The sequence below is a fragment of the Leucobacter sp. Psy1 genome (assembly GCF_020096995.1).
In the GTDB taxonomy this organism is placed as follows: domain Bacteria; phylum Actinomycetota; class Actinomycetes; order Actinomycetales; family Microbacteriaceae; genus Leucobacter.
This window is the reverse complement of the sequence record NZ_CP083692.1, coordinates 1761560-1779228: the sequence shown is the minus strand read 5'-3', so window position 1 is coordinate 1779228 and position 17669 is coordinate 1761560. Positions and strand designations below refer to the sequence as shown.

The following is a 17669-nucleotide window of genomic DNA, read 5'->3' as shown; positions in this document are numbered from 1 at the left end:
GATCCTGCTCTCACGAGCACCGGCACCACTCGGCCTTGCTGTGCAGCGTACTCTCATCGCGGTGCCCGCCGGTACCCCACAGGTGCATCTCTCCTGGAATGCTCGGGCGCGTCCAGTACCCTGGAAGCGTTCCCACAGCAGACCGACAGAGGAGTTCCCGTGACCCAGCCCCTGCAGCCCCTGAGCCTTGAAGGCCGACGAGCACTCGTGACCGGGTCCTCCCGTGGCATCGGCGCGGACACGGTGCGCTATCTCGCGCAGGCTGGTGCTGACGTCGTCATCAACTACCGGAACAAGGCTCCGCGGGCCGAGAAGCTGGCGACGGAGGTGCGCGAGCTGGGCGCACGCGCGCTGACCCAGGGTGCCGACCTCACGGATGGCGGTTCGGTCGAGGACATGATGACCGCGATCCGCGTCGAGTTCGGCGGGCTCGACATCCTCGTCCTTAACGCCTCCGGTGGAATGGAGAGCGGCATGGGTGAGGACTACGCGCTGCGTCTCAACCGCGATGCGCAGCTCAACGTGCTGAACGCCGCGCTGCCCCTCATGGGTCCCGGTTCGCGGGTCGTCTTCGTGACGAGCCACCAGGCGCACTTCATCCGCACGACGCCCACCATGCCCGAGTACGAGCCCGTGGCGCTGTCCAAGCGCGCCGGTGAGGATGCTCTGCGGGACCGTATCGCTGAACTCACCTCGCGCGGCATCGAGTTCGTCGTCGTGTCGGGTGACATGATCGAGGGCACCGTCACTGCCACACTCCTCGAGCGGTCGAATCCCGGAGCGATCGAGGGGCGCCGGGCTGAGGCAGGAAAGCTCTACAACGTGTCCGAGTTCGCCGCAGAGGTCGCGAAGGCGGTCATCGAACCGGTGCCGGCTGATCACACCAAGCTCGTCGGATCGACGTCGGGCTTCTCCGGCTGATCGGCGTCCGTCGCCGATTGTTTCGGGGGCGTTACGGGTCGTGTTTCGGGGGTGTTTCACGCTTCGCCACTGTTCGGTCCGTACGCCCCATCGCCGCAGATTCTGCGGGAAAATACGCCATATGACCGAATCTGGCGTATAAGGTGCGTTCAGCGATTCGTTTCGCCGAAGAAATGAGTGGTACTCTCAGACTCCGTGATCGCGGGCCCGCTGCGATGCCGGGCTCCGATCTTCGTCTCCTCGAGGACCGGCCAGGCATCACCGTGCAGGGTGCCCGCCAGAGGTAGAGAGGACGTCGATGCGCGCAACCCCGCTGACGCCACCCGGGTCGAACCTTCCTGGAAAGGTCGGGCTCTACGACCCGAGTGATGAGCGCGACGCCTGCGGACTGGCGTCCGTCGTCTCACTGCGCAGCGAGGCCTCGCACGAGATCGTTGCTCTAGCACTCGAAGCGCTCGAGAACCTGGAGCACCGAGGTGCTGTGGGTTCGGACGCCGGCACCGGTGACGGCGCGGGAATCCTGTGCGCCATCCCCGACGTCTTCCTGCGCGAGGCGCTCGCCGAGAGCGAGGCCGCGGTCGTGCTGCCCGAAGCCGGCAGGTACGCCACCGGACTCGGCTTCCTGCCGCAGTCGACCACCGAACGTCGCGCGGCGAAGTACCGCATCGAGGCGATCGCCCGCGACGAGGGCCTCGAGGTGCTCACGTGGCGCGAGGTCCCGACCCGGCCAGAGGTGCTCGGCGGCTCCGCTCGTGCCGTCAGTCCGACGATCGAGCAGCCGGTGCTCGTACCCACGGGTGGCGGGCGCATCGAGACCCTCCTCATCGAACGGCGAGCGTTCCGCACGCGCAAGCGCATCGAGCGCGAGCTCGGCAGCTACTTCCCGTCGCTGTCGGCACGCACCATGGTCTACAAGGGCATGGTCACGACGCTGCAGCTCTCACGCTTCTACCCCGACCTCACCGACGAGCGATTCGCGTCGCGGTTCGCGATCGTCCACTCGCGGTACTCGACGAACACGTTCCCCTCGTGGCATCTCGCTCAGCCGCTGCGCTACCTTGCGCACAACGGCGAGATCAACACGGTGCGCGGCAACCGGAACTGGATGCGGGCGCGCGAGTCGCAGTTGGCGTCCGAAGCCCTGGGAGATCTCCGCCCGCTGCTGCCGATCTGCTCGCCGAGCGGCAGCGACTCCGCGAGCTTCGACGAAGTGCTCGAACTGCTCGTCGTCTCGGGCCGCTCCCTGCCGCACGCGCTGGCGATGATGGTGCCTGAGGCGTGGGAGTCCGAGAGCGGTCTCGATCCGAAGGTGCGCGACTTCTTCGAGCACCACTCGCTCATCATGGAGCCGTGGGACGGCCCGGCCGCGATGATCGGCACCGACGGGACCCACTTGGTGGCGCAGCTCGACCGCAACGGACTCCGGCCGGGGCGTTTCCAGGTCACCGCCGATGGCCTGCTGGTCATGGCGAGCGAGACCGGGGTGCTCGACATGGAGCCGTCCCGCGTCATCCGTCGCGGTCGTCTGCAGCCCGGCCGTATGCTCGTGGTGAACCTCGACACGGGTGAGATCCGCGACGACGACGACGTCAAGGCCGAGCTGGCCGATCTCGCTCCCTGGGGGGAGTGGCTCGAGGAGGGCCGGATCCGGCTCGCTGAGCTCCCTGAGCGCGAGCACCTGGTACACCCCCCGGCGTCCATTACCCGTCGTCAGCGGACGTTCGGCTACACGGAGGAGGAGCTGCGTCTGCTGCTCACGCCGATGGCCCGCGAGGGCATCGAGCCGATCGCGGCGATGGGCACCGATACCCCGATCGCGGTGCTCTCCGATCGCCCGCGTCTGCTGTTCGACTACTTCGTGCAGCAGTTCGCCCAGGTGACGAACCCGCCGCTCGATGCGCTCAGGGAGGAGCTCGTCACGAGTCTCCAGACGGGCATCGGCCCGCAGGCGAATTTGCTTGAGCAGTCGGCGGATCACGCGCGCCAGATCATCCTCGACTTCCCGGTCATCGACAACGACGCGCTGGCGCGGATCCAGCACCTCGGCGACGACCCCGAGCGCGAGCGCTCGGTGACGATTCGGGGCCTGTACCCCGTCGACTACGAGTCGAAGGGTCTTGCCGACCGCATCGAGGAGATGTGCTGGGAGGCGAGCGCGGCCATCGAGGCGGGCGCTGAGTTCCTGATCCTCTCGGACCGCGATTCCAACAAGGATCTGGCTCCGGTTCCGTCGCTCCTCGCGGTCTCCGCCGTGCACCACCACCTCATCCGCGAGGGTACGCGCATGCGTGCAACGCTCCTCGTCGAGGCCGGAGACGTGCGCGAGGTGCACCACGTGGCCTCGCTCATCGGCTACGGCGCTGCAGCCGTGAACCCCTACCTCGCCATGGAGACGGTCGGGCTGCTCGTCCGCTCCGGAGAGATCGAGGGGCTCAGCGAGGAGGAGGCCATCGCGCGCCTCATCAAGTCCCTCGGCAAGGGCCTGCTCAAGGTCATGAGCAAGATGGGCATCTCGACGGTGGCGTCGTTCTGCGGAGCGCAGACGTTCGAGGCGATTGGGCTGTCGCAGGAGATCGTCGATCGGTTCTTCACCGGGACGACGACGCGTCTCGGCGGTGTCGGTCTCGACGTTCTCGCCCGGGAGGTCGCCGCGCGGCACCGCACGGCGTACCCCGACGATCCTGCGGCGCTCGCGCATCAGCGGCTCGAGACCGGCGGAGAGTACCGCTGGCGCCGAGGCGAAGAGCCGCACCTCTTCGATCCGCAGACGATCTACAAGCTGCAGCACAGTACGCGCACGGCGCGCCGCGAGATCTTCTCCGAGTACACTCAGCGCGTCAATGAGCAACAGGAGCGCCTGATGACGCTCCGCGGCCTCATCCGCTTCGAACCGTACCGCGCCCCGGTGCCGCTCGACGAAGTCGAGTCGGTCGAGCGCATCGTTCGTCGGTTCGCGACCGGCGCGATGAGCTACGGATCGATCTCGCTGGAGGCGCACCAGACGCTCGCGATCGCGATGAACCGGCTCGGCGGCAAGTCGAACACCGGTGAGGGCGGCGAAGCGCCGGAGCGGCTCCTTGATCCGGAGCGCCGCAGCGCGATCAAGCAGGTCGCGTCCGGCCGGTTCGGCGTCACCAGCATGTACCTCACCCACGCGGACGAGATCCAGATCAAGCTCGCCCAGGGCGCGAAGCCGGGTGAGGGCGGCCAGCTGCCCCCGGCGAAGATGTACCCGTGGATCGCCGCGACGCGCCATGCGACGCCTGGCGTTGGCCTCATCTCACCGCCTCCGCACCACGACATCTACTCGATCGAGGACCTCAAGCAGCTCATCTTCGACCTGAAGCGTGCCAACCCGTCGGCTCGGGTCAGCACGAAGCTCGTCGCCCAGAGCGGCATCGGTCCCGTGGCGGCAGGCGTCGCGAAGGCGCTCTCCGATGTGATCCTCGTCTCGGGCCACGACGGCGGCACCGGCGCGAGCCCGATGAACTCGCTGAAGCACGCCGGATCCCCCTGGGAGCTCGGCCTCGCCGAGGCGCAGCAGACGCTGATGCTCAACGGTCTTCGCGATCGCATCGTCCTCCAGGTCGACGGTCAGCTGAAGACGGGGCGGGACGTGGTCATCGCCGCGCTGCTGGGCGCCGAGGAGTTCGGGTTCGCCACGGCGCCGCTCGTCGTGTCCGGCTGCATCATGATGCGCGTCTGCCACCTCGACACCTGCCCGGTCGGCGTCGCCACCCAGAACCCGGAGCTGCGCGAGCGATACACCGGCCAGGCGGAGCACGTGGTCAACTTCTTCCGCTTCATCGCCGAGGAGGTGCGCGAACTCCTCGCCGAACTCGGGTACCGCACCCTCGACGAGGCCGTCGGCGACACCCGCGCGCTCGACGTTGACGCGGCGATCCGGCACTGGAAGGCGGAGGGGCTCGACCTCACGCCGATCCTCCGCGGCCCGGAGTTCGCCGAGACGGAGCTCCGTCGGCACGGTCGTGATCAGGATCACGAGCTCGCCGTCCACTACGACCAGCAGCTCATCGCGGCGTCAGGGGACGCCTTCGAGCGCCGTGAGCCTGTCGTCTTTGATCTGCCGATCCGCAACACGGATCGCGCCGTCGGCACCATGCTCGGCCACGCGGTCACGCAGCAGTTCGGCGCCGAAGGACTTCCCGACGCCACGATCGACGTGACGCTCACCGGCTCCGCCGGTCAGTCGCTCGGGGCGTTCATCCCCTCCGGCATCACTCTCCGCCTCATCGGCGATGCCAACGACTACGTCGGCAAGGGGCTCTCCGGCGGCGAGATCGTCGTCCGGCCCCATCCCGATTCTGGCCACCCGGCAGCGGGCAACGTCATCGCCGGTAACACCATCGGCTACGGCGCGACGAGCGGTTCGCTGTGGATCGCGGGAACCGTGGGGGAGCGCTTCCTCGTCCGCGGCTCAGGCGCCATCGCCGTCGTCGAGGGCACCGGCGACCACGCACTCGAGTACTTCACCGGCGGCTTCGCGCTGATCCTCGGTCAGACCGGCCGCAACATCGGCGCGGGCATGTCGGGCGGAGAAGCCGTGATCCTCGACTTGGATCGCGACAACGTGAACGCTGCCGAGCTCGCCTCTGGCGCGCTCATGCTGCAGCGACTCGGCAGCGACGAGATCCCGAAGGGGGAGGAGGAGATCCGCGAGAAGATCGCCGCACTCCTCAAGCGCCACGAGGAGCAGACCGGCTCCCATGTGGCGAGCGAACTGCTCCGCGGTCTGGAGACGGACCCCGATGCGACGTTCGCACGATTCACCCGACTCATTCCTCACGGCTACTCGCGCGTGCTCGACATCCGCGAGCGCGCGACGCTCGACGGCATCGATCCCGACGGCGAGCAGGCGTGGACCCAGATCCTGGAGGCGACCCGTGGCTGATCCGAGAGGCTTTCTCAAGGTACGCGAGCGGGAGCTCGCGCCGAAGCGTCCCGTTCCAATCCGGCTCAAGGACTGGAGCGAGGTCGTCGACCCGGCCGACCCCACGGTGGTCGCTCGTCAGGCTTCGCGCTGCATGGACTGCGGTGTCGCGTTCTGCCATCAGGGGTGCCCGCTCGGCAATCTGATTCCGGAGTGGAACGATCTCGTCTGGCGCGGACGCGAGCGCGAAGCGCTGGACCGGCTCCACGAGACGAACAACTTCCCCGAGTTCACGGGACGAGCCTGCCCCGCGCCCTGCGAATCGGCGTGCGTGCTGAACATCAACCAGCCTGCCGTCACGATCAAGCAGATCGAGAACAGCATCATCGACCAGGGCTTCCTCCACGGGTGGGTCGAGCCGCAGCCGCCCGAGCGCCTGTCCGGGAAGACGGTCGCCGTGGTCGGGTCGGGCCCCGCGGGCCTGGCGGCGGCGCAGCAGCTCACTCGAGCCGGGCACACCGTAGCCGTGTACGAGCGTGACGAGGAGCCCGGCGGCCTGCTCACTTTCGGCATCCCCGACTTCAAGCTCGAGAAGGCGCTCGTGGAGCGCCGTATCGCGCAGTTGAAGGCCGAGGGCACCCGATTCAGGACCGGAATCGAGATCGGCCGCGATATGAGCTGGGCCGAACTGCGCCGCCGCTACGACGCCGTCGTCGTCGCCACAGGGGCCACCGTGCCGCGGCCGCTCGACCTGCCCGGCCGCGAGCTCTCGGGCATCATGCCTGCGATGGACTACCTCACGGCAGCGAACCGCGTGCAGCGGGGGTCGCTCGAGCGCACGCCGTTCGATGCTGCGGGCAAGCACGTCGTCGTGATCGGCGGCGGCGACACCGGATCCGACTGCATCGGCACGGCGCACCGCCAGGGCGCGCTCTCGGTGACGAACCTCGCCATCGGCAAGCAGCCGCCCCACGAGCGCTCCGAGTCGCAGCCATGGCCCACGCACCCCACGCTCTTCGAGGTGCAGAGCTCGCACGAGGAGGGCGGCGAGCGCGCGTTCCTCGCATCCACCGTCGAGTACCTCGGCGACGAGTCTGGCAATGTGCGGACCCTGGTCGTCGCCGAGACCGAGTTCACGGAGTCCGGTCGCGGGCCGAAGGCCGGGACCGAGCGTCACATCGACGCCGACCTGGTGCTCATCGCGATGGGCTTCACGGGGCCGGAGGCCGTCGAGGATCCGCAGCTGACGCTGCCCCGAGACGCGCGCGGCGCGTTCACCCGTGCGGCGGACTACGCCACCGAGCTGCCAGGCGTGTTCGTCGCCGGTGATGCGGGACGCGGCCAGTCGCTCATCGTGTGGGCGATCGCCGAGGGGCGGGCCGCGGCCGCGTCCGTCGACCGCTACCTCACCGGTGACACCGTGCTCCCGTCGCCCGTTACGGCGCGGGATCGCGCGTTCGCGTAGCCTGTCGGCACGCACCGGCCCCGGCCCGAGTGCCGTGGCCGGTGCGTGCAGCTCCGTGCGGGTAGGCTGGACCGATGGATTTCGCCCTGCTCGACCGACTCCGCGCCGACCTCGGGGCAGCCGACTACCGCGTGTCCCGGGTCGCAGCGCTGCTCGGTGAGCAAGCGGAGGCCGCGCGTGCTCGCGGGGTACTCGTGCCGGCCAGAAGAGCGCTCGACTCCCGCGAAGAGTCAGCGCTCAGCACGCTCATCCGACTCCTCCTGCTCGGGGTGGAGGTGCCCGCCGAGCAGATCGACGCAGCACTCCCGTCGCTCGGCGCGGCCGGGGCGGCCGAGCTCGGGCTGCTCGAGCCGGTCAGCGGCGAGGGCGGAGCGCGGGCCGGCCTCAGGGCGGCGCTGTCGCTCGTGCCCGTGGAGATCGCCGACGCGGCGTCCGAGTCTCCGCTCCACTGGTGGATCATCTCCGATCTCGACGACGCCCTGAGGCGCGGACCCGCGCGTCCTGATCACGTCATGGGTGTCGGCGGAGCCACACGCTCGTTGATCGCTCAGGCGCCGCCGTCGCACGTCGACTCCGCGCTCGACCTCGGCACCGGGTGCGGCATCGTCGCGCTCCATCTGCTCCTGCGCGCTGAACGCGTTGTCGCCACTGATGTGTCGGACCGGGCGCTGACCCTCGCCCGTGCGAACGCGAGGCTCAACGGGGTGGACGAGCGCATCGAGTTCCGCACGGGCGACCGGTTTGCGCCCGTCGCGGGGGAGCAGTTCGACCTCATCCTCTCGAATCCGCCCTTCGTCATCACCCCTCGCGGCAGTGATGAGGCGGACCGCTACGTGTACCGGGACGGCGGTCTGACGGGTGACGCACTCGCGGCATCGGTTGTCGCGGCCGGGCCTGTGCATCTCACGGGCACCGGCACGCTGCTCTGCCTGGCGAACTGGGAATCCCCGTGGGGCACGCCCGGGCTGACCCGTGTCGAGGAGTGGCTCGCGGCCGCACATCGCGAAGCGGGTCCCATCGCCGCTTGGGTGATCGAGCGCGACCGGGTGGACCCGGCGCGGTACGCGGAGACCTGGGCGAGGGACGGCGGTGCACGGCCGGGAGACGAGGCGTTCGACGGGCTCGTCGAGGCCTGGCTCGCGGATTTCGCAGCGCGTCGGATCACGGCGGTCGGCCTCGGGTCGATCCGGATCTCGCGGTGCGTTGGAAGCGACGATCGCGATCCGATCGTGCGCATCGAGCACGCCGCCGGTGCGTGGGCAACCGATGGACTCGGGGCTGCGCTCGACGCGGCGTTCCGAGCGGGTTCAGCTGCCGACGCGCTGAGCCACGACGAGGTGCTGGCAGGCCACTGGGTGCTCCATGCCTCCGTCAGAGAGGAGCGTCAGCACGATCCCGGCCAGGAGGCGCCGAGCGCGATCACGCTGCTCATCGAGCAGCCCATCGCCCGTCGGGTCAGCGCCGATCCGCTGCTCGCCGCAGCGGTCGGCGCGTGCGACGGAGACCTGTCGCTCGGGCAGATCTCCGATGCCCTCGCTACACTGCTGGAGGTCGAAGCATCGGCCGCTGCTGAGGCACTGGTGGCGGGGGTGCGGGAACTCGCCTGGCTCGGCGCCGTGACGCAATCCGGAACCGATACCGCCCGGTAGACTGGTGCGGTGATGCGAACACTCGACCTCAGAGGGCGCGACCTCTCCCGCGCCGAGCTGCTGGACCTCGTTCCCCGCGCCGCCGTCGACATCGGTACGGCGGTCGAGCGGGTCCGCCCGCTCGTGGATGCCGTGCGCGTGAACGGTGAAGCAGCGCTCCGGGAACAGGGCCGCGACTTCGACGGCGTCGAACACCATGCCCTCCGCGTTCCGGCCGAGCGGATCGAGGCCTCGCTCGAGTCATGCCCGCCGGAGACGAGGGACGCTCTCGAGCAGCTCATCGCGAAGCTGCGGCGCGCCTCAGCGGCACAGGTCCCGGCCGAGCAGGTGACCGTGTTCGGCAACGGCGCGACGGTGCGGCAGCGATGGCAGCCCGTCTCGCGGGTCGGCCTCTACGCTCCAGGCGGCAAGGCGGCCTACCCGTCGTCCGTGATCATGAACGCCGTCGCCGCGCAGGCCGCGGGCGTGCCGAGCCTCGCGCTCGCGTCCCCGGCGCAGCGTGAGAACGACGGTGCTCCGCACGAGTCCGTGCTCTGGGCGGCGGCACTCGCCGGCGTCACCGAGGTGTACGCGATCGGCGGTGCGGGTGCGATCGCGGCGTTCGCCTACGGTGTTCCCGAGATCGGTCTCGATCCGGTCGACGTCGTCACCGGACCTGGGAACGTGTTCGTGGCCGCGGCCAAGCGCGCCGTGAACGGGATCGTCGGCATCGACGCCGAGGCCGGGACCACCGAGATCCTCATCATCGCCGACGAGACGGCAAATCCGGCCTTCGTCGCCGCCGATCTCATCAGCCAGGCCGAGCACGACGAGGCTGCCGCTTCGGTGCTCGTCACCGACTCGGCTGTGCTCGCCGAGCGGGTGTCCACCGAGCTCGCATCCCGGGTACCAGGGGCCCGCTGGGCCGAGCGCATCGGCGTCGCGCTCGCCGGACAGCAGTCCGGCGTGATCCTTGTCGACGACCTGCTGACCGCGGCGCGCGTGAGCAACGCGTACGGACCGGAGCACCTCGAGATCCAGACCCGGGACGACGATGCGGTCCTCGAACACATCGAGGATGCCGGGGCGATCTTCCTGGGGTCGTACACCCCCGTGAGCCTCGGCGACTACCTCGCCGGATCGAACCACGTGCTTCCGACCGGGGGCACCGCTCGATTCGCCTCCGGTCTCGGCGCGCACTCGTTCCTGCGCCCCCAGCAGATCATCACGTACGACCGGGCCTCCCTCGCCGACACTGTCGCACCGCTCGGCGCACTGGCTGAGGCCGAGGGGCTGCCGGCGCACGGTGATGCCGTGGCCATCCGTTTCGCCCCCGATACCGATTCCTCCGGAGAGCACTGATGCACTGCCCCTTCTGCCGGCACCCCGACTCCCGCGTGATCGATTCGCGGACCTCCGACGACGGCCTCGCCATTCGCCGGCGACGGCAGTGCCCGGAGTGCGGTCGCCGCTTCAGCACGACGGAGACCGCGAGCCTGACCGTGATCAAGCGCTCGGGAGTCGTTGAGCCGTTCAGCCGCGAGAAGGTGATGTCTGGGGTGCGCAAGGCCTGTCAGGGCCGCCCGGTCACGGATGCAGACCTCGCGCTCCTGGCGCAGCAAGTGGAGGAGTCCGTGCGCGCGACTGGCGTGGCCCAGCTCGATGCGAACGACATCGGGCTCGCGATCCTGCCCCACCTGCGCGACCTTGACGAGATCGCCTACCTGAGATTCGCGAGCGTCTACCAGGCGTTTGAGAGTCTCGCCGACTTCGAGTGCGCAATTGCCGAGCTGCGAACGCATCCGGGTGCTGCGTCTCTCGAGACAGAGCCGGTGAATGCCGGCGGACCGGGGGAGTGATCGTGCGCATCTATCCGCTGGTCTTCAACTCCGTCTTTCGTCATCTGGATCCCGAGTGGATCCACCACGCGGCGTTTCGGGTGATCCGCGCGGCCCCGTTCGCCGGGTCGGTGCTGCGTCGCTGGACCGCGCCGGCACCCCAGTTGCGGGTCCGCACGCTCGGACTCGAGTTCCCGAGTCCGTTCGGCATCGCCGCCGGGTTCGACAAGAACGCCGAGGGGATCGCCGGTCTCGGGGCGCTCGGATTCGGGCACATCGAAGTCGGCACCCTCACACGACACGCCCAACCCGGCAATCCGAAACCGCGGATGTTCCGCGTCGTTCCTGATCGTGCCGTGGTCAATCGCATGGGGTTCAACAACGGCGGATCCGCAGCTGCGCTGCCGCGCATCGAGCGAGCCAGACTGGCGCGTCGACGTCCCATCATCGGCGTGAACATCGGCAAGAGCCGCATCACCGAGGTCGAGGACGCGGTGCAGGACTACGTGTGGAGTGCGCAGCGTCTCGCCCCCGTTTCCGATTACCTCGCGGTCAACGTGAGTTCTCCGAACACTCCGGGCCTCCGAGGGCTGCAGGAGCTGTCCATGCTCGAGCCGCTGCTCGCCGCCGTCAAGGAGGCGGCGGGTGACACTCCGTTACTCGTGAAGATCGCCCCCGACATGGACGATGAGCAGCTGAAGGGAATCGTCGAGCTGGCGCTCCGCCTGGGGCTCGACGGCATCATCGCGACGAACACCACCGTCTCCCGCGATGGACTCTCCATCTCCGCCGACGCGATCGAGGCGATCGGCGCCGGGGGTCTCTCGGGTGCTCCGCTGCGCGAACGTTCGCTCGAGGTGCTCAGGCAGATCAGAGCCGTCGCACCTGCCGACTGGTGTGTCATCTCAGTCGGGGGCGTGACGAGCTCCGCCGACGTGCGCGAACGTCTCGACGCCGGGGCGACACTCGTTCAGGGATACACGGCCTTCGTCTACGAGGGACCACTCTGGGCGCGCGCCGTCAACGCGGGTCTTGTGCGTTCCGGCTGGCGCGGCAACGCGGCATAGCGCATCCCCACTGGGTCCTGCTGGCCGCTGGCGTCGCGACTACAGACAGCGGCGGGTGCGCGCATCCCGAAGGATCGCGCACCCGCCGCTGGAGTAGTGCCGGCTCGGCCTACTCGGGGAACTTGCCCCGCTTGACCTGCGGCTTCGGCATGCGCAGCGGCCGGAACTGGAAGGCGCGCATCGCCGCGTACCAGCGGAAGCCGCGCTGCACCTTCTCCTCACCGCCGAACTTCGCCGCGAGCTTCCCCTTCAGGCGCACGCCGAGGAGCACCGCGTCGAGAATCGCGAGACCCAGGAAGCCCCAGATGATGAAGATGCTGTACACCTGGATCGGCCCGGGAATGAACGTCATGAGGAGCACCAGCAGCATGGCTGGGATGAGCAGCTCGCCCACGCTCCACCGCGCATCGACATAGTCCCGGACGTAGCGACGCTGCGGGCCGCGATCGCGAACCGTGAGGTAGCGCTCGTCGCCCTGCATCATGCCGACGCGGGCCCGTTCGCGCGCGGAGGCCTGCTGCTGACGCTGCGCCTTGATCGCGGCCTTGTCTCGGCCCCCGACGAGCGGCTGCGCCCGTGCCGCCTGGGACTGCTTACGGCTCGGGGTCGCGCGGCCCTTGCCGAGCTGGGCCTGCCGGTCGGCTTCGGGCTGTCCGTCCGCGGGTGCGCCACCGGCAGAGTCCTTCTTCGCCACGCATTTCCTCTCTCTCGACGCGGATCGTTCCGCGTGCATACCGGACCAGAATACCGTGCGCGCGTGCGCCACGTCTGCGCCCGAAGAAACCGGCGCTCCGAGGTGAGCTCGGAAGGCCGCGCGGAAGGTAGACTGGAGCGGACGGTTCCACGATGACAGAGGAGCGTGTAATGAGCACCGAAACCATCACACCGACGACCGATACGGCGCCGGCACATCAGGTCGGCCTGTCCGACGCTGCCCAGCAGAAGGTGAAGAGCCTGCTGGCCCAGGAGGGGCGAGACGACCTGCGCCTCCGCATCGCCGTGCAGCCCGGAGGCTGCTCCGGCCTGATCTACCAGCTCTTCTTCGACGAGCGGTTCCTCGAGAACGACGCAGTCGTCGATTTCGACGGCGTCGGCGTCGTCGTCGACCAGATGAGCATTCCCTACCTGAGCGGTGCCCAGATCGACTTCGAGGACACCATTCAGAAGCAGGGCTTCACCATCGACAATCCCAACGCCCAGGGCAGCTGCGCCTGCGGCGACAGCTTCAGCTGATCCGCGATCCCGCCAGAATTTTCACCACGCCCGGTGCTGAGTTCTGGCGGGCCTGCCAATCACGCTAAGCTGTCAGGGAGTCATCAGCTTTGCCTGCCTGCGTGTGGGCGAGAAACGTTTCGAAAGGTATGCGGTGCGTTCCAATCGTCGAATGAAATGGGTTGCGGCCCCGGTAGCATTGGCGGCTGCGCTCGCCCTCGCCGGCTGCACCCCCGAGCAGCAGCGCGGCTTCTTGCCGGAGGGTTCCGAGGGAGCCACCAACCACACTGACGGCATCACCGGTCTGTGGGTGACGTCGTGGATCGTGCTGCTCGCCGTCGGCGTCATCACGTGGGGCCTGATCATCTGGGCCACGGTCGCGTACCGTCGCCGGAAGGGCCAGACGGGCCTGCCGGTGCAGATGCGCTACAACATGCCGATCGAAGTGTTCTTCACCGTCGTCCCCGTCATCCTGGTGCTCGGGTTCTTCGCGTTCACCGCGCAGGAGCAGACGAAGATCGAGACGCGCGAGGAGAACCCCGACAATATCGTCGAGGTCTACGGCAAGCGCTGGGCGTGGGACTTCAACTACGTGAATGAGGACGTCCACTTCTCGGGAGTCCAGGTCGAGACCGACAGCGAGGGCTCGCCCAAGGAAGAGACCATGCCGGTCCTGTACCTTCCGGTCGATCAGACCACGGAGATCCGCCTCGAGACGCGTGACGTGATTCACTCGTTCTGGGTCGTCGAGTTCCTCTACAAGAAGGACATGATCCCCGGTCAGACCAACTACATGACGTTTACCCCGGAGAAGACCGGCACCTTCACCGGCAAGTGCGCCGAACTCTGCGGCGAGTACCACTCGATGATGCTTTTCGAGGTGCAGGTGCTCGAACAGGACGAGTACGAGCAGAAGATCGCCGAGCTTCGTGCGAACCCGGAGAACCAGGGCCTGGCCCCTGCCGACCTGAACCCCAATCAGGATCGCTTCTTCGGTGACGAGGCCGAGGCACACAACGAGTAACGAGAGAGACGCTGAATCATGAAAAAAGGTAACGTCGTCGTCTCGTGGATCACCTCCACAGACCACAAGGTGATCGGATACATGTATCTGATCAGCTCGGTGGTGTGGTTCCTCATCGGCGGGCTCATGGCTCTGCTCATTCGTGCGCAGCTGTTCGCCCCTGGTCTGGAGATCATCCCGACCAAGGAGCAGTACAACCAGCTCTTCACCATGCACGGCACCATCATGCTGCTGATGTTCGCGACGCCGCTCTTCGCAGGCTTCGCCAACGTCATGATGCCACTGCAGATCGGTGCCCCCGACGTCGCGTTCCCGCGACTCAACGCATTCGCCTTCTGGCTTTACACCTTCGGCTCGTTGATCGCCGTCGGCGGCTTCCTCACCCCGCAGGGTGCGGCGTCGTTCGGCTGGTTCGCCTATGCTCCACTCTCGGACATGACATTCTCACCGGGCGTGGGTGGCAACTTGTGGGTGCTGGGGCTCGGCATCAGCGGCTTCGGCACGATCATGGGCGGCGTGAACTTCATCACGACCATCATCACGATGCGCGCTCCCGGTATGACCATGTGGCGCATGTCGATCTTCACCTGGAACACCCTGGTGACCTCGATCCTCATCCTCCTGGCATTCCCGGTCCTCGCCGCCGCGATGTTCGGACTCGCCGCCGACCGCATCTTCCACGCCCAGATCTATACGGGCGAGGGCGGAGCGATCCTCTGGCAGCACCTGTTCTGGTTCTTCGGACACCCTGAGGTCTACATCATCGCGCTGCCGTTCTTCGGCATCGTCTCCGAGATCTTCCCGGTCTTCAGTCGCAAGCCGATCTTCGGGTACAAGACGCTGATCTACGCGACGATCGCGATCGCCGCGCTCTCGATGACGGTGTGGGCGCACCACATGTACGTCACCGGTTCGGTGCTCCTGCCGTTCTTCGCGCTGATGACGATGCTCATCGCCGTTCCGACGGGTGTAAAGATCTTCAACTGGATCGGCACGATGTGGCGGGGCTCGATCACCTTCGAGACGCCCATGCTCTGGTCGCTCGGGTTCCTCGTGACGTTCGTCTTCGGCGGTCTCACCGGCGTGATCCTCGCATCGCCCGCGCTCGACTTCCACCTCTCCGACACCTACTTCGTCGTCGCGCACTTCCACTACGTCGTCTTCGGCACCGTGGTCTTCGCGATGTTCGCCGGATTCTACTTCTGGTGGCCGAAGTGGACCGGAAAGATGCTCAACGAGCGCCTCGGCAAGATCCACTTCTGGGTGCTGTTCATCGGCTTCCACACCACCTTCCTCGTGCAGCACTGGCTCGGTGTCATGGCGATGCCCCGTCGGTACTACACCTACCTGCCCGAGGACGGCATCACCTGGGGCAACCAGGTGTCTACCGTCGGTGCCATGATCCTGGGCGCGTCGATGATCCCGTTCCTCCTGAACGTGTACATCACCGCCCGTCGTGCGCCCAAGGTCGAGGTCAACGACCCGTGGGGCTTCGGCCGCTCGCTCGAGTGGGCGACGTCCTGCCCGCCCCCGCGCCACAACTTCACCTCGATCCCGCGCATTCGCACCGAATCGCCCGCGTTCGACCTCAACCACCCCGAGGTCAGCGGTATCGAGCAGCCGGCGCGACCGGTCACGGCCCAGCACTAAGGTTTCGAGGAGACACCCGATATGAAGTCCAACATCGTCATCTTCTGGATCCTGACGGCTTACCTGGTGCTCGTCGCCGGCATTTACGCGGTGTGGAACCACCTGGAAGGCAACGCCTTCCAGTGGCCCGTGTTCACGCCGATCCTGCTGTCGGGTGCACTGACCGCGTTCATCGCGTTCTACCTCGGTCTCGCCAAGCGCAAGCAGGGCGGGCAGCTCGTCGAAGACATGGAGCACGCCGATATCGACGACGGTGACCCCGAGCAGGGCGAGTTCAGCCCCTGGAGCTGGTGGCCCCTCGTTCTGGCCTTCGCCTGCTCCGTCGTGGTACTCGGACTCGCCATGAGCTGGGGCTTCTTCTGGCTCAGCTTCTTCATGGCCCCGCTGGTGCTCGTCTCGATCGTGGGCTGGGTGTACGAGTACTACCGCGGCCACTTCGCACGATAAGACGGGAAGACCATGACTGTGAAGATTCGCCGCGGAGCCATCGACGACGCCCAGTCGCTGTTCGAGCTCGCCCTGCAGTACCAGACCGGGCGCGACCCGATCGGCCGGGACGAGTTCAACATCGCTCTGGACAACGTGCTGCGCAAGCGGGATCAGGAGACGAACGTCCTGTTCGTCTCCGAGATCGACGGCAAGATCGTCGGGTACTCGCTGATGACCGTCTCCCGCCTGCTGCACGCAGCAGGCCTGACCGCCCACCTGCAGGAAATCGTCGTCGATGAGTCGGCACGCGGGCACGGGGTCGGCGACCGTCTCATCCAGGCGAACGAGCACTACTGCATGGGTCGTGGAGTCCGCCAGCTCTCAGCCTCGACCTCGCGGATCGGATCGTTCTTCAACCACCGCGGCTTCGAGGTGCAGGGGGAGCACTACCGTAAGGTCCTCGATCTCGAGTGAACATGACCCAGCGTCGTCCTCGACGCAGACCCGGTGAGAACCGGGAGCGTCTCCTGGAGGCCGGACTCATCGAGTTCGGCCTCTTCGGCTACCACGGGGCGAGCACCTCGGCCATCGCCGCTCGTGCCGACGTGCCGCAGCCACACCTCTACGCGAGCTTCGCCACCAAACGGGACCTCTTCCTCTCCTGCTGCGCACGCGCCTTCGCCGTGCCCGCAGAAGACTCCAGGGACGGGAATACCGGTCGCACTGTCGAGCCGCACACGGGCCGCAATCGACTCCTCATGCAAGCGATCGCGGTCGCTCGGGATCCGCAGTTGCAGGAGTCCCTCGAGCCCCTGCTGCAGAGATTCATCGCGCACTCGGGTGAAACGCTCAGTGCACTGCTCGACGATGCCGCCGCGTCACTGCTCGCCACCGACGCCTGATGTGAGCATCCCAACGAAGTTCACTGATCCCCGCCGGCCCCATCAGGGCGACCCTCAGCCCCTGCCCGGGGATGCATCTCGGGGTCCGCGGAAGACGTTCCAGACCAAAGCGCCGGCAAGAAGCAGCACCGATGCGAGCGTGAGGCCGATCGCGGCGCCCCGGTACGGTGCGAAGATGTCGCCCGCATTCGCGTAGAATCCGGTGCCGCCCAAGAAGCCGAGGAACGAGTGCGGGTACCGCGGTGCGCGGCGCGTCCTGCTCAGCGGCGCGGACTAGGGCGGGAGAGGTCCCGCGGTGCACGGTGTAAGAGCCATGCAGGCGGCGAAGCCGGCGAGGAACGCGACGAGCAGGAGAGTGGCAAGCCCGATCCGGGTCAGAAGATCGACGCCACCGCCGACTCGAGCGGCAGTCTCCGGAGCGATGGACGAGACCTGGAGGAGTGAAGCGCGTTGCCCGTGGTCGGTCGGCATGCCCGCTGCGAACACGAGCAGGCACTCGGCGACGAGGGCGAAGCCGAGAGGGAGGAACGTCTTCCACCACGTCTGGGCTGCTTCGCCCCAGACGCTCAACGGCTAGATGCTCCACTGCATCGTGTTGACCTTACTGGATGCTCGTTCACGGAGAATCCAGATACGCGAAGA

General features: G+C 67.6%; 15 protein-coding genes. 13 read left to right on the top strand and 2 right to left on the bottom strand.

The window, feature by feature from the left end; genetic code table 11:
• Window positions 1-159 precede the first annotated feature (159 nt).
• From K8P10_RS08295 to K8P10_RS08265, 7 genes are all read left to right on the top strand, one after another.
• Window positions 160-921, top strand: coding sequence for an SDR family oxidoreductase (locus K8P10_RS08295; RefSeq protein WP_224778477.1), 762 nt, complete (start codon window positions 160-162; stop codon window positions 919-921).
• A gap of 298 nt (window positions 922-1219) precedes the next feature.
• Window positions 1220-5833 carry a glutamate synthase large subunit gene (gene gltB / locus K8P10_RS08290; RefSeq protein ID WP_224778476.1) on the top strand — a complete coding sequence of 1538 codons (4614 nt, stop codon included), beginning with the start codon at window positions 1220-1222 and terminating at the stop codon, window positions 5831-5833.
• Window positions 5826-7277, top strand: a complete 1452-nt coding sequence (locus tag K8P10_RS08285; RefSeq protein WP_224778475.1) for a glutamate synthase subunit beta — start codon at window positions 5826-5828, stop codon at window positions 7275-7277. Before gltB ends, K8P10_RS08285 begins: the two co-directional genes overlap by 8 nt.
• Before the next feature lie 74 nt (window positions 7278-7351).
• Window positions 7352-8926 (top strand): methyltransferase, encoded by a 1575-nt coding sequence (locus K8P10_RS08280; RefSeq protein WP_224778474.1) that lies wholly within the window; start codon window positions 7352-7354, stop codon window positions 8924-8926.
• Between the two features lie 12 nt (window positions 8927-8938).
• Entirely contained in the window at window positions 8939-10267 is a 1329-nt protein-coding gene (gene hisD / locus K8P10_RS08275; RefSeq protein ID WP_224781246.1) for a histidinol dehydrogenase, read from the top strand.
• On the top strand, window positions 10267-10764 hold the full coding sequence (gene nrdR / locus K8P10_RS08270) for a transcriptional regulator NrdR (protein WP_224778473.1): 498 nt from the start codon (window positions 10267-10269) through the stop codon (window positions 10762-10764). The genes hisD and nrdR overlap by 1 nt, the downstream gene beginning before the upstream one ends.
• Window positions 10765-10772: 8 nt before the next feature.
• Window positions 10773-11810, top strand: a complete 1038-nt coding sequence (locus K8P10_RS08265; RefSeq protein WP_224781245.1) for a quinone-dependent dihydroorotate dehydrogenase — start codon at window positions 10773-10775, stop codon at window positions 11808-11810.
• A gap of 109 nt (window positions 11811-11919) precedes the next feature.
• On the opposite strand, the gene K8P10_RS08260 is transcribed toward K8P10_RS08265, so the two are convergent.
• On the bottom strand, window positions 11920-12504 hold the full coding sequence (locus K8P10_RS08260; protein ID WP_224778472.1) for a DUF3043 domain-containing protein: 585 nt from the start codon (window positions 12502-12504) through the stop codon (window positions 11920-11922).
• A gap of 170 nt (window positions 12505-12674) precedes the next feature.
• Between K8P10_RS08260 and erpA the strand changes: the two genes are divergently transcribed.
• The 6 genes from erpA (at window position 12675) to K8P10_RS08230 (ending at window position 17027) form a co-directional block, all read left to right on the top strand.
• Window positions 12675-13043 carry an iron-sulfur cluster insertion protein ErpA gene (gene erpA / locus K8P10_RS08255; RefSeq protein ID WP_224778471.1) on the top strand — a complete coding sequence of 123 codons (369 nt, stop codon included), beginning with the start codon at window positions 12675-12677 and terminating at the stop codon, window positions 13041-13043.
• Window positions 13044-13194: 151 nt separating this feature from the next.
• Entirely contained in the window at window positions 13195-14046 is an 852-nt protein-coding gene (gene coxB / locus K8P10_RS08250) for a cytochrome c oxidase subunit II (protein ID WP_224778470.1), read from the top strand.
• A gap of 18 nt (window positions 14047-14064) precedes the next feature.
• Window positions 14065-15696, top strand: a complete 1632-nt coding sequence (ctaD, locus tag K8P10_RS08245; RefSeq protein WP_224778469.1) for a cytochrome c oxidase subunit I — start codon at window positions 14065-14067, stop codon at window positions 15694-15696.
• 21 nt (window positions 15697-15717) lie between these two features.
• The gene (locus K8P10_RS08240; RefSeq protein WP_224778468.1) at window positions 15718-16143 is read left to right on the top strand and encodes a cytochrome c oxidase subunit 4; all 426 of its coding nucleotides are present in this window, start codon (window positions 15718-15720) and stop codon (window positions 16141-16143) included.
• Between the two features lie 12 nt (window positions 16144-16155).
• Window positions 16156-16599 (top strand): GNAT family N-acetyltransferase, encoded by a 444-nt coding sequence (locus K8P10_RS08235; protein WP_224778467.1) that lies wholly within the window; start codon window positions 16156-16158, stop codon window positions 16597-16599.
• 2 nt (window positions 16600-16601) lie between these two features.
• Window positions 16602-17027 (top strand): TetR/AcrR family transcriptional regulator, encoded by a 426-nt coding sequence (locus tag K8P10_RS08230; RefSeq protein WP_224778466.1) that lies wholly within the window; start codon window positions 16602-16604, stop codon window positions 17025-17027.
• Window positions 17028-17300: 273 nt separating this feature from the next.
• Here the strand turns inward: K8P10_RS08230 and K8P10_RS08225 are convergent, their stop codons facing one another.
• Window positions 17301-17597 (bottom strand): hypothetical protein, encoded by a 297-nt coding sequence (locus K8P10_RS08225; protein ID WP_224778465.1) that lies wholly within the window; start codon window positions 17595-17597, stop codon window positions 17301-17303.
• Window positions 17598-17669: the final 72 nt, after the last annotated feature.